The organism is Desulfosporosinus hippei DSM 8344, assembly GCF_900100785.1.
Lineage (GTDB): Bacteria > Bacillota > Desulfitobacteriia > Desulfitobacteriales > Desulfitobacteriaceae > Desulfosporosinus > Desulfosporosinus hippei.
In genome coordinates this window covers 23,973-37,471 of the sequence record NZ_FNCP01000020.1, presented here as the reverse complement: position 1 = coordinate 37,471, position 13,499 = coordinate 23,973, and the positions used below count along the sequence as shown (strand labels likewise).

Genomic DNA, 13,499 nt, shown 5'->3' with positions numbered 1-13,499 from the left:
GTTGGACAAGAGTGAATCAAGTTGGAGGTGATAATCGTATGAGGCGGGTGCGATACCAGGTCGCATGTAGCCTGGATGGCTACATCGCGGGACCAAACGATGATTTTAACTGGATAACGCCAGAGCCCTCGTTCGACTTTGAGGCGCTGTATGCGCAATTCGACACGTTGCTGATGGGGCGACGCACGTACGAGATCGTACGCGGATCGGGCGAGAGTTTTCGCGGAAAGCAAGTGATCGTCGTCTCGCGGTCGCTTCGGCCAGTGGATCATCCTGATGTCGAGATCGTGAGCGAGGGCCTTGAAGCACGAGTTCGAGAGCTTCGTGCGCAACCTGGTCGAGATATCTGGCTCTACGGCGGAGGAAATCTCTTCTCCCAACTTCTCGCCTGGAATCTGGTTGATACGGTCGAACCGGCGATCATACCGATCCTTCTGGGAGGTGGGGTGCAGTTGCTCTCCCCGCACGGGGGACATCGGCGCTTGGCGCTCGTCCGGCACCGCGCCTATCCCAGTGGGATGCTTCTCCTCGAATATGAGGTGCAACAGGCTGCGGAAGGTACGAATGAATTTTCCGGAGGATAGTCATAATGCTAAACAAAATCACGGGTTTAGGAGGTTTCAGGGAAGCCTTGTTGTGCTTAATACTGAGTTAATGGCGGCCATCTTTGAACAGGACTACACGGTATTTCTGAAGACTTTAGAAGAATCTATCATGGCTTTTAATCAGCTGGAAAACTAAGGCAATGGGCCGGAATACTTTGAGACTTTTATCCGTTACATCATGAATGCCAGGAATGATTTGGAGTTTCGGACGGTCTACGAGCTAGCTAAAGAGATTTCTTTGGAAAGGAGTGAAGTCGTTATGACTATTGCGGAAAAGCTAATCACAGAAGGCATGGAAAAAGGCATGGAAAAGGGTATAGAGAAAGGCATAGAAAAGGGCATGGAAAAGGGTATAGAGAAAGGCATAGAAAAGGGCATGGAGAAGGGTAAGCTGGAAGTGGCAGAAAATTTGCTGAGGCTAGGTATGGGAATCGATATGATTATAAAGGCTACAGGACTGAGTGAAGAGGAAATTAGGAAAATCATGAATTGACCACAGAAACTAAATTACCCTGGGCTGAACTAAGCAGCCCAGGGTAATTTAGTTAAGAACTGTTGTGTCCTAATCATTCGGCTCTCATCGAAACGGTGAGGACCTTTTCTGCGGAATTTCTGAATATAACTGAAGAGGAAAAAAGATAATTGCGTGCCAGGTAATTATCCTCCTGGGAATTCCCCCTGACAGATTGCTGGAAATTGCATATGATATTCCAGCATCTCAAAATCAGGAGGAGTGAATTCAGGCAAATCCGTTTAACGGAGATAGTTCCGGCAGAATTGGCCCGGCAGCCTGTGCAGCTCTGGCGGGAGGTCGTTGCGGAAGTGGGTGACGAGGTTTTGCGAAATTGCCCTTTTTAACGGGGATTAAGCTAGCTTACGGAAAGACGGAATAGCCCGAATTTCCAAACCTCCCTTTCAAAAGCCATTTGCAGCGGCTTCGGATTTAGCGTTAATAATCCCTGCAATGGATATTCTATCTTCAAATAATGTAGACGGTTTTTGTATTGTTTCAAGTGATAGTAAATTTACAAAGTTGGCCGCTCGGTTAAGAGAGGCAGGAACGTATTCGTAAAGCATTAGCCGGTTTAGTCATTCGGCCACAGATTGGTGATATTAAGCCTTTAAAGGGTAAAGAAAAGTTAATGCGTTTGCGAGTCGGTACATACAGAGTGATTTTCGAAATTAATCATACGGAACAAATCGTATATATATTGACTATTGATAATCGTAGAGGCATATATAAATAAAAGCTGATTCTCCTGCAAGTAAGGAAAATCGGCTTTTTGCGTTTTCCGCATGGATATTTAAGCATTTGTTGGAACAAATTGTGGCCTTTAAGTAAAATATTATTGTATCTTTCAAGCAGTGAATTTTTAATAAAATTCGTCATTGATCATTAACCGAAGAGAACACAAAAGAGGCCTAATGATTGATACTCAATAGACCTGCTCAACACAAGTGTTTGAAGGCTAAACTAATCACGGATAATCCCGTAACTGTTTCCAACAAGCACTTCTTTACCGTGTTGATTTTTGTAAAAGGATTTCATGGCAACTTCAGTGAAGCCTTCCTTTTGGTCGGCTTTCGTGATAGTTAGTTCACATGTAATTGTGTCTCCTGAAAAGACAGGGCGAATGAACTCACTGACCATCTCTCGTGCGATATAATTTAAGTCACCGCCGATTTTTGTTCCGACAGAAGCAGTGAGCAACCCTTGTGCCATGAGTCTACCTTGGTCATCTCTCTCAATATGGTGGCTTCCCTTATCTCCAGTTAGTTCTCCAAACTGCAATATTTCTTGTTCTGTAAACGTTTTTTGATAAGCAAAAACATCGCCTACTTTTAAATTCATAAAACCCATCTCCCAATCGACTATTTATATTGACAGCGGACAGACTTTTTAGAACTCGTTAAACGAATGGCCAGATGAAGTTCCCGACAATATATTATTTTGCCAAGGTATAAACTAGTTTCCCCTGCTGAGTCTCTCTTCTAACTTTGCCCTTACCTTCCAAATATTTGAGATGAGCAATCGCTTCCCCTGTTGCAAACCATTTCTGCGTAACCGGAAACATCTCCCATGACTCATATGTCATATCCCAAGTCATCTGAGCAGCGACTTGGTAACCATTCAAATTACCTCTGCTTAATATAGCAAGAATCTCATCCACCCGTTCCTGATGGTGCAGCTTAAGTTCCTGAATTCTTTCCCTGCAGGAGGTAATGAGCGCTCTGTGACCTGGTAAAACAAGTTCCACGTCGAGGATACTCACTTTGTCTAAACTTTTTAAATAAACACCTAAGGGATCCCAATCATCGCCCCAAAGGGAAATGTTTGGGGTTATATTGCTAAGAATATGGTCCCCTGACACAAGAATTTTTTTACTTGAGTCGTAGAGGCACATGTGTCCGGGAGAATGTCCCGGAGTCTCAATGCACTTAAAGCTGTAGTCACCGATGCTCAAAACGTCATCCTGCTTAAGGATTTCAAAGTCTACCTTTTTGGTATTCCCGTATTTAAAACCAGGATGCATTGCAATGGCCGCTTCAAGTTCATCTTCGGGAAACCCGAATATCTTAGCGAAGTGTTTCTCTTCTTCCCAAGATGGGAATTTTATCAACTCGGCATCGGGCCCGTTAAAGTATATTTTCGATGTAGAAGAGGCCAAGTTGGCCACAAGACCTAAATGATCTGCATGAAGGTGGGTAATAAAGAAGTCAGTGACATTCAGATTCACCGACAGCTCAATTAAGCCAGCCTGCATTGCCTTAAGACATTCTTCCCGGTTCATCCCTGTATCGATAATGAGATTACGTTCCGGCCCCTTGATCACATAGGAATTTAGAGCCTTAAGTGGATTTTTCGGCAGTGGAATTTCTATTCTAAACAAATTGGGTCGTATTTCTTGACACATGGGTTATGCCCGTTGCCAAAACTTTATAAAAGTATATAAAAAGCTTTGTTTGCTTCCTGATTCATTGTGTCCGATTTTGTCCGAAGACTACTTTCGTTTGATATAACACTCCACAGGCTTAAATTCCGATGCAACGAATCGTACACATTAGTAGTGTCTTTTTTAGGTGACTAGACTACTAATTTATATCTCGAAAGATTAATGGAAGCATTAAAATCTCTATCAATCGCTAAACCACACTTACACTTGTACACTCTGTCTGACAATTTTAAGTCTTGCTTTATAGCCCCACAACCGGAACACAGCTTACTCGATGGAAACCATTTGTCTGTCTCAACGAGTTCAATGCCCTGCATCTCACATTTGTATTGAAGCTTTGACTTAAAGTCATACAGTTTTTGCTTGGCAATGGCTTTCGATAGATGTCGATTTTTCATCATACCTTGATATTCAAAGTTTCCATAACCACTTTGCAAGGTTTGGTTTTCACAATTGCATTAGTGGCTTGATGGATATGATTATTTCTTATCCCATTTAACCTTCGATGGAGTATACGAAGTTGCTTTTCCACTTTTATAATGTTGCAGGTTTTGACGAAACGGCTTCCCTCCTTATTTAGTTCATATTTACGAGAAACTTTACGTTGCAACCTACGAAGCCGTTTCTCTAGCTTTTTGACAACTCCAGATTTATTAATATTCTTGAATATCATGCCGTTAGAGCAAACTGCAAGTTCTTTCACCCCAACATCAATACCAATGACTTCACTTGTCAATGGGTCTGTGCTTTGTTCCTGCTCAATTCCTAGGGATAGATACCAATACTTTCCGTCAAACGAAACTCTAGGATTAGTGTAGTTCACACCGATCGGTAACTGCTCTGAACTTTTGATCCATCCAACTTTCTCAATCAGAACAATTCCAGCTTTAACTTTCAATTTCACAACATCATTGTAGAAAGACGGTTTTGATTTCTTTCGACTCTTGAATTTTGGTTTATTGGCAAGTTTCTTAAAAAATTTCTTGTAAGCATCACAAGCATCTTTGATCGCTTGTTTCGTGATATTGTTGGAAACATCATAAAGCCAAGAAAACTCTTCCGTTTGCTTTAATTGGGTTAATTCTTTTCTTAGAACATGATCCGAAAGAAACTTGCCACCCTTAGCATAGTTTTTTTCTTGTTGATCCAATGCCCAGTTATACGCCCATCTTGCAGTTCCTGAAGATTTCCACAGTTGATGTTCCTGTCCTTCGGTGGGCTTGAGTCTAACTTTCTTCCCCAGTATCATTCTCAAGCAACTCCTTGATCATCTTCGAGCAATATGGTGGGGTTTTAGCGTGTTATTTTTTATCCCAGTTTCTTAATGTTTGTTCCGTCTTACCAATAAGTTTAGCAAATTCACCAATTGAATAATAGTACAATTCAAAAGCACCTCTATTGGTAACTGTACACCAACAGCATTATAAATTATCAATAGGATCTTATAGGGTTTTGTATATTTTCGGCTACAGTTTTATCCCTCCTTTAATGCTGTTGGAAGATAATTCATATTCACATTATAGCAGTACTACTGAGGCAATTATAGTAATTTGTTTGAGTATTCAGAACAAATTACTATAATTGAGCTGTATCTAATTTTCTATAGAAGGGGGTGAACCCGTGGCCTTACTCCAGAGAATCACTGCTTGAAGAATTTTTGAAGAAATATTTAATGCGTTGGTAGAGATGTTTCACACCAACGCATTTTGGTTTTGAGTTGAAGAGCGAGTTAAAGGTGGAAGAAAATACCTTCTAAGTCCTATAGTTTCGGTTACGTTAAGTAACTGCCCCCCTCATTCGGTTGGAAGGAAGGGGGCTTCAATGCAATATGACAGGACAGTGCAAAGATTGCCAATAATCAAAGTGTAAATAACTTCGGTCTGGATGCATCTGCCCTAACGATGGTGGCTTCTTCCAATGAGATTGAAGCATCGATGAAACAAAGTATACAGGCTACTGGTAAGAGATAATTCCTTCATAATTACCCTTTACTTTCATTAACAAGACTTTGAGAATAGGCTTCTCCGCGTTCGCAGCTAAGGGCTGTAAGTGGACAAGAATTCTTACAGAGCGGGCATTGAGAGGAAGAAGCAGGACTTGCTTGACCTTCAGTATTTGCTTTGGAATGGAAATACTGCTTATCAAAACCATGTTGACCAAAACGGTGATGGTTCTGCCTGTTTTTCTGATAGTTCATGTGTGAACGATTTTTGAACATAATAATCATCCTTCGGTGTTTTCATATCAAGGTACCTTATAATTTAATTCTATAACTAATCACCACTTATGTCACCGCAATGGAAGGAAGTAGCACAAGAGTTAAGATAGAGACACCACATCCGAACAAAGGTTTCATCTTTCATCTACCTGATTAATAGGCGAGCCTTTTCAAAGATTTGAGTCCAATGCTCCAAATTAATAAGTTTTAGGTTTCTAGCAATAACTATATTTCAACTACCTTGTTTAATACTTTTCAAGTGATTATTAAAATGAAAGGTAGTCATACCGATAACTATTGCTATAATAACCAATATTGTTGCTGCGATAAAAGCACCGTGTACGCCTGAAGTTATTGCAGCTGCAGAAGCTGAATTTACTGAAATGTCTTTTCCGCCTGATGCCATTGTAAAGTAGTTAAAGATTGACCCCATTAATGATGCTCCTGTAGCTTGCCCTAGGGTACGAGCAAGATTCAAAAGCCCAGAAATTGTGCCACGTTGTTCGGGCCTTGCTGAAATCATGACGGCAGCGTTATTAGGGGCTTGGAAAAGTGCAAAACCTGCACTCGCTATTGCAATTCGTATTGCAAATCCCAAAATACTAGAGGACGGAGCGAGGGTTACCATTGATAGGGAACCAACACCTAATACAATCATTCCTAAAATCATAATAGGACGATTTCCAAAACGTACAGCAGCTTTTGCTCCTATAGGACTAAACAATGTGCTGACAAAAGGACCAACAGATAATAATAAACCCACATGAAGAGTTGGGAGTTTCTGTGCATTTGAAAGAAAAAACGGTAGCACTATAGATAAACTCATCATTACAGTATACATTAATACACAACTACTCAGGCTTCCACTAATCATCCTATTTTTAAGTCAACTAGCGGCGAAGAAACTTTGCTCTCAATCTTGACAAAAATTATAGTCAATATTATTGCAGCCAAGAAAAGTAGTATTGTCGTTATTATACTTTGAGATTCCACAAAAGTAATCCCTATAAAATAACATATGAGCAGTGCCGCCAATGTAAGCATTCCATACCCGTCAAAGCTTTTGCTTTTTTCATGTATAGGTGTCTTCGGTAATCCCGAAGCAAGTACAAACGTTATAACTCCAATCGGCACAATAATAAGAAAAACACTATGCCATCCCCATGCGCTGATGAGGATACCTCCTAAGGATGGGCCAAGTGCAATGCCTAAAGTAAGCATAGCTGTCAAAAGGCCCATAGTACTATGGAGTTTTTCTTTAGGGATAATATCACCAACAATAGCAAACGGTAAAGCCATTAGCACTGCACCACCAAAGCCCTGGATAACTCGAAAAGTGATTAATACTTGAATAGATGGAGCTATCCCACATAAAAATGAAGCAACGGTAAAAATAGCAATACCGCTAAGAAACAGTTTTTTCTTGCCAAACATATCTCCAATACGACCAACTGCTACACAACAAGTGATAACGATAATTAAATAGCTGAGGACAATCCATTGAATACTTGTATAACTTGTATTCAAATCCTTTGCAATTGTGGGTAATGCAATATTCACTATGGTAGAAACAAGTGAAGCCATTAGTACAGCCAACGAAATTCCCAACAATGTTAAACCATAATTGGGTTTTTTAGTACAATCTTGATTTTTTTGATTAATATCCATTGTTACCCTCCTTATAAGCTTGAATCTCTAAAAAAATAGTATATTATTAAATGGCATGCTCATTGTTATAAATATATCAAGATATAGTTTCTATTACATGAATGATTTTGATCGATAATAGCATTATTTTGATTTTATAGAGGTGTCTTAAGTGATAAATTTTTTATCGGATTTTTATGATGATGTACTAAACGAAAACACTTTTATACAGATAATAAAAGTTGAATATGAAAATCCTAACTATATTTTTGAATATCATTGGCATGAAGAAATGCAGTTTTATTACTTTGCTCAAGGAGAGGCTATTATCTGTTGCAATTTCAAGGAAACTATTGTTAAAGCTGAAGATTTTGTAATCATACACACTAATGAACCGCATTATATTAAGAATCTTTCTAAGCAACTGGTTTTCTATATAATTAAAATTGATTTTTCATTTATATATAGTCATATGGTTGATTCTATCCAGACTAAATTTCTTGCACCCTTATCGCAAAATTTAATTCTTTTTGAAAACGTAGTTAGAAACGACCATAATATATCAAAATGCTCAAATCGTATTATTAGTGAATATTTCACAAAAGAGCTTGGGTTTGAATTGGCCATCAAATCCCAAATATACGATTTGATGGTGTTGCTTTTAAGAGGATATGTAAAAAAATTTTATACCGAGAATGAGCTTCATTCAAAAATTTCTCGTTTGGAATATTTTCACAATGTATTCAAGCATATTGATTCAAACTTTACTGAAAAAATAAACGTTAATCAGCTTGCCAAAATCGCAAACATGAGCGATGAGCATTTTTGTAGGAAATTTAAGTTAATTACTGGATTGTCTACAATTGACTATATAAATACATTGAGAGTAAATAAAGCTATTGAACTTCTTAATGAAAATGAGCTCAGCATCACTGAGATAGCGATGAAATGTGGTTTTTCTGATTCCAATTACTTTAGTAGGGTATTTAAAAAATACCAGGATATGTCGCCTATGCAAATGAGGAATAAGTCTAAAAGTATGTAATATAGACCTATTCCTCATTCTATTTAGAATACCAATAACATTTACAAATTTATTAGCTTTCCTATGACAATGTGGGCATTATTGTAGAAACCAAGATATATAATCATTCGTAGCCTATGGTGTAAGTATTGCAGGCGAATTCATCGTGAACTACCTCTTTGTCTGGTTCCTAACCAACGATATGTCCTACTGTATTGAAGGCGTCGTCTTGAATGGCTCCGAACCTTCAGACATCGCGGCAGATAATCCAAGCCTGTATCGCATGCGAATGCATACTGTTTAGCTATTGAACAGATTGGACCAACGAGGTCAAGCCTGAAAACCCGCCCATGCTAAGTGCAGTGTGAAATAAAGTCAAACGGATACCGTAACGAAACTAACCATTATGGGTAAAGATCATATTTTTTATCATATCGTTTCAATTCTTATTAACCAAAGGAGTAAATAACTCGTGGCCTATGACCCGTGACTATGTGTATTCTTAATCATCGATTCGGAAACTCCACGGTAAGCGGTGATATGACTATAGCAATATATCTCTTTCATCGTGACAACGCACGTTGGTGTTACATCATTGAAGGTTTTTGAGCCAAATGTTCTTGAGCGACCATTTGGATGGGTTAAAAAAACCAGCATTATCAAAATGATTTATATGCTGGTTTTGTGTATTTTGAGATATTTTAGGTATATTTTTATTATACCAAGGGTATCAATACAATATTGGAAACCTCAACATAGTGTAGCTAATTTAAAGCATTTGTTTCGCAGATGACACAGTTATCTCTAATACTGCTCGAACCCAAGAGAATTTTTCTTTCATACGCTCAAAGTCTTCACCTGATTTTAGAAAACGGGTAGTTCCTTTCAGGATAAAGCCTGTACCCTTAGCCTTGTAACCCTGGATTTCCTTGCTGGCAATGGAAAGAGTAACATCGTTATGAACGCTGAGATTTTTTTCCGTTTTGTTATAGCCGTAAGCTGGAATCAATAGTTTATCCTCAGGGGTAACTACAACATAGCTATTCCAGGTATTTACTAAATGCGGACCGTCGTCACCGTTGGTCACGATAGAGATGGCTCCGTCTGTGGAATGAGAAAGTACCTCCAATAATTTTTCATTAAGCATAAGAATACATCCTTTCTGTTTTGAAGAAGTGTTAGATAACTCATACTTGGCCATTGGTTGACACTACTATTGTGTCCTCTATTACTGCAATGCACTCAGTAATTTTCAAATTGACATCTGCACATAGCAATCGATGTGTTAGCCACCGGACACCCAGATTATAAGATATAATTCCCCCTAAACACAGGGGCAATTTTCAAATTATGTACAGGGGCAGTTTCCCTTGGCGCAATTTTCCTGAGCCTTGACGCTAGGTATTACCCTATATATAATTGCGGTAATTAAGATCCTACATATAAAGGATTAGGTGAGAGCAATGTTTATATTGGACGGTCAGGGTCGTCAGCCGTTGCACAATAAAATTTGTAACCAGATTAAAAATCAAATATTAACAGGTGAATTGCCCCCAACTACCAAGCTTGCATCTATTAAAAACTTATCTAGTGAATTATCGGTAAGCCGTAATACTGTGGAGTATGCCTATCAACAGTTATATGCAGAAGGGTATATACACAGCAAGCCAAGAAGCGGATACTTTGTTTCACCAATAGACCCTGAATTTCGCCAATCGCCTCTTCGTCAAGTATGCACGTCGCTGAAAGAAGGCTCTGAAGACGGAAAATCATTTGCCTTTGATTTTCATCCGGCTCGTCTATCCCCAGGCAGTTTCCCTGTTAACCTGTGGCGTAAACTTTATATCGATTGTTTAAAGGATGATCAAAATCACCTTGCTTCCGATGGTAATCAGCAAGGTGATTTTGATTTGCGCTGCGAGATTCAAAGATATCTGTCGCGCTCTCGTGGTGTTTCTTGTGATCCTGAACAAATCGTTGTTTGCTCGGGACTTCAAGATAGTCTTTCTATCTTAGCGCCCATATTGAAAGAAGATCATTCGAAATTGGCTGTAGAAGATCCTGGCTATTTCGTTCCAAAAGCTGTTTTCCGAAATCATTCGTTTTCTATCACAACCGTATCTGTAAATTCGGATGGTCTAGACTTGGAGTGTTTACAGAACACCAAGAGTACCGTTGTATATGTCACGCCTTCCCATCAATTTCCATTAGGCTATGTTATGCCTGTGACAAAACGATTAAAATTAATTGATTGGGCAGAATCTGTCGGGGGAGTCATCATTGAAGACGACTATGATTGGCTTTACAAGATGATTCGTTGATTGTAAGTAACATGGTATAATGGGATTAAATTGAATTAACGAGGTGATGTATTTTAATGAAATGGGAGGAAGTTAGAAAAATATATCCTAACAGATTTGTAAAAATCCAGATACTAAAGGCTCATATTGAAGATAATGTACGGTACATTGATGATCTGGCAGTAGTAAAGGCTTTTGATGATAAGAGGGAAGCAACAAGAGAGTTAGTACGCACAAAAGACGATGAACTAGTTTATCACACCGGAAAAGAAAAGCTTGAAATACAGATTAAACAAATATTTGGATTTAGAGGAACAATCTAATGAATATGAAGTTTCAGGATGGGCTTTTGTTTACCTCTATCCAAATATCTTTTCGTGGGAATACAAAAGTAATTGAAAATATTGTAATTGATACTGGAGCTGCAGAGACAATAATATCCCCGGACGCAGTTGAAGATATAGGAATTTTTGCTGAATTAGAAGACAGCGTAAATTCATTTTATGGTGTTGGAGGAAGTCTACATAACTTTTTCTCTAAAAATGTCGTGAAAGTCAAATTGGGTGAGGCAAGTTTAGAAGAAGTTAAAATGGATTTTGGAGTTATTGACCCACAAGGTAATATTAATGGGCTTTTAGGGCTAGATTTGCTTATGGAGTTAGGTGCTGTAATAGATCTAAGAAAATTATCATTAACATTAGATGCATATAGCGAAGGAGATATTTGAGGAGCCGCCGTCCATGGCGGTTTTCTGGTTTACAGGGCACCAGACTCCGTGCAGCTTCTAGAGATTTATAAGGTACGTAGACAGAGAAAAAGTCATTGTAAAATCAATAGCAAAAAGGAACGTATTTATTCGGTGCAACAAAGTGAACTCTAATCACAAATCTTTATAGTTTTTTATTTTTGCTTTATTTATGTTTGCTATGATATAAAGAAAAGCAAAGTAAAGAAGTTGGTGAATAGCTGTGGAAAAGACAATTTTAGTAGTCGATGACGATCCAGACATTGTCAAACTGATCACGAAAAGTTTACGACTTGAACAATTTGAAGTGATCGTTGCCCATTCCGGGCCTGAGGCGTTAGCGTTACTTAAAGAAAATCCGGTGGATTTTATTGTCCTGGACATTATGATGCCCCAAATGGACGGTCTGGAAGTCTGCCGAAACATCAGAAATAATTACAGTATTCCCATTCTGTTTTTAAGCGCCCGGGATAGGGATATTGACAAAATTATTGGCCTGGAAATCGGTGCCGACGACTATATGACCAAACCCTTCAGTGTTCAAGAGCTTACTTCAAGGATTAAAGCTCATTTCAGAAAGTTTGACCGATTGTACAACGAATGGAAAGGACTTAGGCAGGAGGCCGATCCACAGAGATTCCCTTCTCCTTCTCCCCTGATTTTAAATCAAAAGACCTTTGAGGCTTACTTAGACCAGGAGAAGATTGAGCTGTCCACCAAGGAATTTCAAATCTTATCCTTTCTCATGCATCACCCCAATAACGTCCTGACCCGGGAGCAAATCTATGAAAATGTTTGGGCAGGGGAATACGGTGAGATAAATACTGTCACGGTGCATATCAAAAACATTCGCAAAAAACTTGGCAGCAAGTATGACTTTATTAAGACAATCTGGGGTATCGGTTACAAATATACGGAAGGGTAGGAAGGGCTATGAAGTTAAAGATCAAGCTGCCGCTGCTGTTCATGTTGGTTTTTGTGCTGATCATCTTTCCGGGGGCAGTATTTATCAGAAATTTCATGACGGAAAAGCCAAAAATCTTAAGATTACCCTTAATGCCCGTGCAATTAGAAGTGGCCTTTTATTTGCTGATTCTCACCGGGATGGTGTTTGTCATTTTAGCCGTCTATTTACATTTCAACATAACTAAACCCCTTCAGTTCCTCAATACCCGGCTGAAAAGGGTAAACATAAGTCGGCCCGTGATCTTAAGTTCAAAACGAAGGGATGAAATCGGAGAACTATACAATCACTTTAATGAGATGGAAGACAGGCTTTATCAAGCCCACAAGGAACAGATCGGGATGATTGCCGCCATGGCTCATGACTTAAAGACTCCCTTGACGACCATCAATGGCTTTGTGGAGCTCTTAGCCCTGCAGAAAAATCTTTCTGAAAAGGAAACCCAGGAATATTATGAGCTGATCCTCAAGAAAACAAAGCATATTGCCGAGCTGATTAACACCTTTTCTTCCTATACTAAGGGCGAGGTGGAATTGGATGCTCTGGATGTGAAATCCGTCCCCGCTCAGAAGCTATTTGCCAGCATTGCTACTGAATATGAGACGGAATTAGCCGGTTTTGATTTTGAGCTGGCTTGGGAAAACAGCTTCAAAGCCAACCAGCACATTACGATTGACGAACACATGATCCGCCGGGTTTTCGGGAATCTCTTCAGCAATGCCGTGAGGTATGGGGAGAGAAAAGACTTAAAGGTCTATATGCGGGGCTATGTCCGCGGCATGTATGCCTTTTTCCAGGTGGAGGATAATGGTGCGGGTGTGCCGGAAAAGGAACTGCCTCTGCTGTTTCAGAAATTTTTTACCGTGGATAAATCCAGACAGAACCAAAATGGGGGGATGGGATTAGGTCTGGCCAGCTGCAAATCCATTATCGAGCATCATGGCGGTGAGATATCTGCCTTTCACTCCAATTACGGAGGATTGGGCATCCGCTTTGCCTTACCCCTTGTGAAGTGACCGAAAAAGGTCACTTCATTATTTTT

16 protein-coding genes and 3 pseudogenes are annotated in these 13,499 nt (G+C 39.4%); 11 read left to right on the top strand and 8 right to left on the bottom strand.

Features of this window, described 5'->3' with window-relative positions:
* Positions 1-38: 38 nt before the first annotated feature.
* From BLS16_RS15950 to BLS16_RS15935, 4 genes and pseudogenes are all read left to right on the top strand, one after another.
* Entirely contained in the window at positions 39-584 is a 546-nt protein-coding gene (locus tag BLS16_RS15950) for a dihydrofolate reductase family protein (RefSeq protein ID WP_092334669.1), read from the top strand.
* 199 nt (positions 585-783) lie between these two features.
* Positions 784-1,098 carry an RpnC/YadD family protein gene (locus tag BLS16_RS15945; protein ID WP_242876321.1) on the top strand — a complete coding sequence of 105 codons (315 nt, stop codon included), beginning with the start codon at positions 784-786 and terminating at the stop codon, positions 1,096-1,098.
* Between the two features lie 441 nt (positions 1,099-1,539).
* Positions 1,540-1,671: pseudogene (locus BLS16_RS15940) on the top strand (NYN domain-containing protein); the annotation flags it as partial.
* Positions 1,670-1,852: a type II toxin-antitoxin system RelE/ParE family toxin gene (locus tag BLS16_RS15935; RefSeq protein WP_092334668.1), complete on the top strand. Its 183-nt coding sequence runs from the start codon at positions 1,670-1,672 to the stop codon at positions 1,850-1,852. The pseudogene BLS16_RS15940 and the gene BLS16_RS15935, both read left to right, overlap by 2 nt.
* A 227-nt stretch (positions 1,853-2,079) precedes the next feature.
* On the opposite strand, the gene BLS16_RS15930 is transcribed toward BLS16_RS15935, so the two are convergent.
* From BLS16_RS15930 to BLS16_RS24660, 7 genes and pseudogenes are all read right to left on the bottom strand, one after another.
* Positions 2,080-2,457 carry an FAS1-like dehydratase domain-containing protein gene (locus tag BLS16_RS15930; RefSeq protein WP_092334667.1) on the bottom strand — a complete coding sequence of 126 codons (378 nt, stop codon included), beginning with the start codon at positions 2,455-2,457 and terminating at the stop codon, positions 2,080-2,082.
* Positions 2,458-2,551: 94 nt separating this feature from the next.
* Entirely contained in the window at positions 2,552-3,496 is a 945-nt protein-coding gene (locus BLS16_RS15925; RefSeq protein WP_242876320.1) for an MBL fold metallo-hydrolase, read from the bottom strand.
* A 194-nt stretch (positions 3,497-3,690) separates the two neighbouring features.
* A pseudogene (locus BLS16_RS15920) lies at positions 3,691-4,808 on the bottom strand (RNA-guided endonuclease InsQ/TnpB family protein).
* A gap of 27 nt (positions 4,809-4,835) precedes the next feature.
* Positions 4,836-4,941, bottom strand: a pseudogene (locus BLS16_RS23240) (MerR family transcriptional regulator); the annotation flags it as partial.
* A gap of 599 nt (positions 4,942-5,540) precedes the next feature.
* Positions 5,541-5,777, bottom strand: coding sequence for a hypothetical protein (locus tag BLS16_RS15915; RefSeq protein WP_092334665.1), 237 nt, complete (start codon positions 5,775-5,777; stop codon positions 5,541-5,543).
* 232 nt (positions 5,778-6,009) lie between these two features.
* Positions 6,010-6,651, bottom strand: coding sequence for an MFS transporter (locus BLS16_RS24665; RefSeq protein WP_092334664.1), 642 nt, complete (start codon positions 6,649-6,651; stop codon positions 6,010-6,012).
* Positions 6,648-7,445, bottom strand: coding sequence for an MFS transporter (locus tag BLS16_RS24660; RefSeq protein WP_092334663.1), 798 nt, complete (start codon positions 7,443-7,445; stop codon positions 6,648-6,650). Before BLS16_RS24660 ends, BLS16_RS24665 begins: the two co-directional genes overlap by 4 nt.
* A 151-nt stretch (positions 7,446-7,596) precedes the next feature.
* Between BLS16_RS24660 and BLS16_RS15900 the strand changes: the two genes are divergently transcribed.
* Together BLS16_RS15900 and BLS16_RS24905 are read left to right on the top strand one after the other, a co-directional pair.
* Positions 7,597-8,469, top strand: a complete 873-nt coding sequence (locus BLS16_RS15900; RefSeq protein ID WP_242876319.1) for a helix-turn-helix domain-containing protein — start codon at positions 7,597-7,599, stop codon at positions 8,467-8,469.
* A 99-nt stretch (positions 8,470-8,568) separates the two neighbouring features.
* Positions 8,569-8,667 carry a DUF6431 domain-containing protein gene (locus tag BLS16_RS24905; RefSeq protein ID WP_427846381.1) on the top strand — a complete coding sequence of 33 codons (99 nt, stop codon included), beginning with the start codon at positions 8,569-8,571 and terminating at the stop codon, positions 8,665-8,667.
* Between the two features lie 550 nt (positions 8,668-9,217).
* Here BLS16_RS24905 and BLS16_RS15895 read toward each other — a convergent pair.
* Positions 9,218-9,595 (bottom strand): FMN-binding protein, encoded by a 378-nt coding sequence (locus tag BLS16_RS15895; protein WP_092334662.1) that lies wholly within the window; start codon positions 9,593-9,595, stop codon positions 9,218-9,220.
* Between the two features lie 316 nt (positions 9,596-9,911).
* On the opposite strand from BLS16_RS15895, the gene BLS16_RS15890 reads away from it, so the two are divergent.
* The 5 genes from BLS16_RS15890 to BLS16_RS15870 all read left to right on the top strand — a co-directional run bounded on the left by BLS16_RS15890 (position 9,912) and on the right by BLS16_RS15870 (position 13,473).
* Positions 9,912-10,769: an aminotransferase-like domain-containing protein gene (locus BLS16_RS15890; protein ID WP_242876318.1), complete on the top strand. Its 858-nt coding sequence runs from the start codon at positions 9,912-9,914 to the stop codon at positions 10,767-10,769.
* A 56-nt stretch (positions 10,770-10,825) separates the two neighbouring features.
* A complete protein-coding gene (locus BLS16_RS15885; RefSeq protein ID WP_092334661.1) occupies positions 10,826-11,071 on the top strand; it encodes a hypothetical protein in 246 nt (81 codons plus the stop codon).
* On the top strand, positions 11,071-11,475 hold the full coding sequence (locus BLS16_RS15880; protein WP_092334660.1) for an aspartyl protease family protein: 405 nt from the start codon (positions 11,071-11,073) through the stop codon (positions 11,473-11,475). Before BLS16_RS15885 ends, BLS16_RS15880 begins: the two co-directional genes overlap by 1 nt.
* A gap of 241 nt (positions 11,476-11,716) precedes the next feature.
* Positions 11,717-12,418, top strand: a complete 702-nt coding sequence (locus BLS16_RS15875; RefSeq protein WP_092334659.1) for a response regulator transcription factor — start codon at positions 11,717-11,719, stop codon at positions 12,416-12,418.
* 8 nt (positions 12,419-12,426) lie between these two features.
* Positions 12,427-13,473, top strand: a complete 1,047-nt coding sequence (locus BLS16_RS15870; protein ID WP_092334658.1) for a sensor histidine kinase — start codon at positions 12,427-12,429, stop codon at positions 13,471-13,473.
* Positions 13,474-13,499 lie beyond the last annotated feature (26 nt).

Excerpts from the sequence above, each read along its gene's own strand:
- BLS16_RS15950 (WP_092334669.1), top strand. The coding sequence starts at position 39 with ATGAGGCGGGTGCGATACCAGGTCGCATGTAGCCTGGATGGCTACATC.
- BLS16_RS15945 (WP_242876321.1), top strand. The coding sequence starts at position 784 with ATGAATGCCAGGAATGATTTGGAGTTTCGGACGGTCTACGAGCTAGCT.
- BLS16_RS15930 (WP_092334667.1), bottom strand. The coding sequence starts at position 2,457 with ATGAATTTAAAAGTAGGCGATGTTTTTGCTTATCAAAAAACGTTTACA.
- BLS16_RS15915 (WP_092334665.1), bottom strand. The coding sequence starts at position 5,777 with ATGTTCAAAAATCGTTCACACATGAACTATCAGAAAAACAGGCAGAAC.
- BLS16_RS24665 (WP_092334664.1), bottom strand. The coding sequence starts at position 6,651 with ATGATTAGTGGAAGCCTGAGTAGTTGTGTATTAATGTATACTGTAATG.
- BLS16_RS24660 (WP_092334663.1), bottom strand. The coding sequence starts at position 7,445 with ATGGATATTAATCAAAAAAATCAAGATTGTACTAAAAAACCCAATTAT.
- BLS16_RS15895 (WP_092334662.1), bottom strand. The coding sequence starts at position 9,595 with ATGCTTAATGAAAAATTATTGGAGGTACTTTCTCATTCCACAGACGGA.
- BLS16_RS15890 (WP_242876318.1), top strand. The coding sequence starts at position 9,912 with ATGTTTATATTGGACGGTCAGGGTCGTCAGCCGTTGCACAATAAAATT.
- BLS16_RS15885 (WP_092334661.1), top strand. The coding sequence starts at position 10,826 with ATGAAATGGGAGGAAGTTAGAAAAATATATCCTAACAGATTTGTAAAA.
- BLS16_RS15880 (WP_092334660.1), top strand. The coding sequence starts at position 11,071 with ATGAATATGAAGTTTCAGGATGGGCTTTTGTTTACCTCTATCCAAATA.
- BLS16_RS15870 (WP_092334658.1), top strand. The coding sequence starts at position 12,427 with ATGAAGTTAAAGATCAAGCTGCCGCTGCTGTTCATGTTGGTTTTTGTG.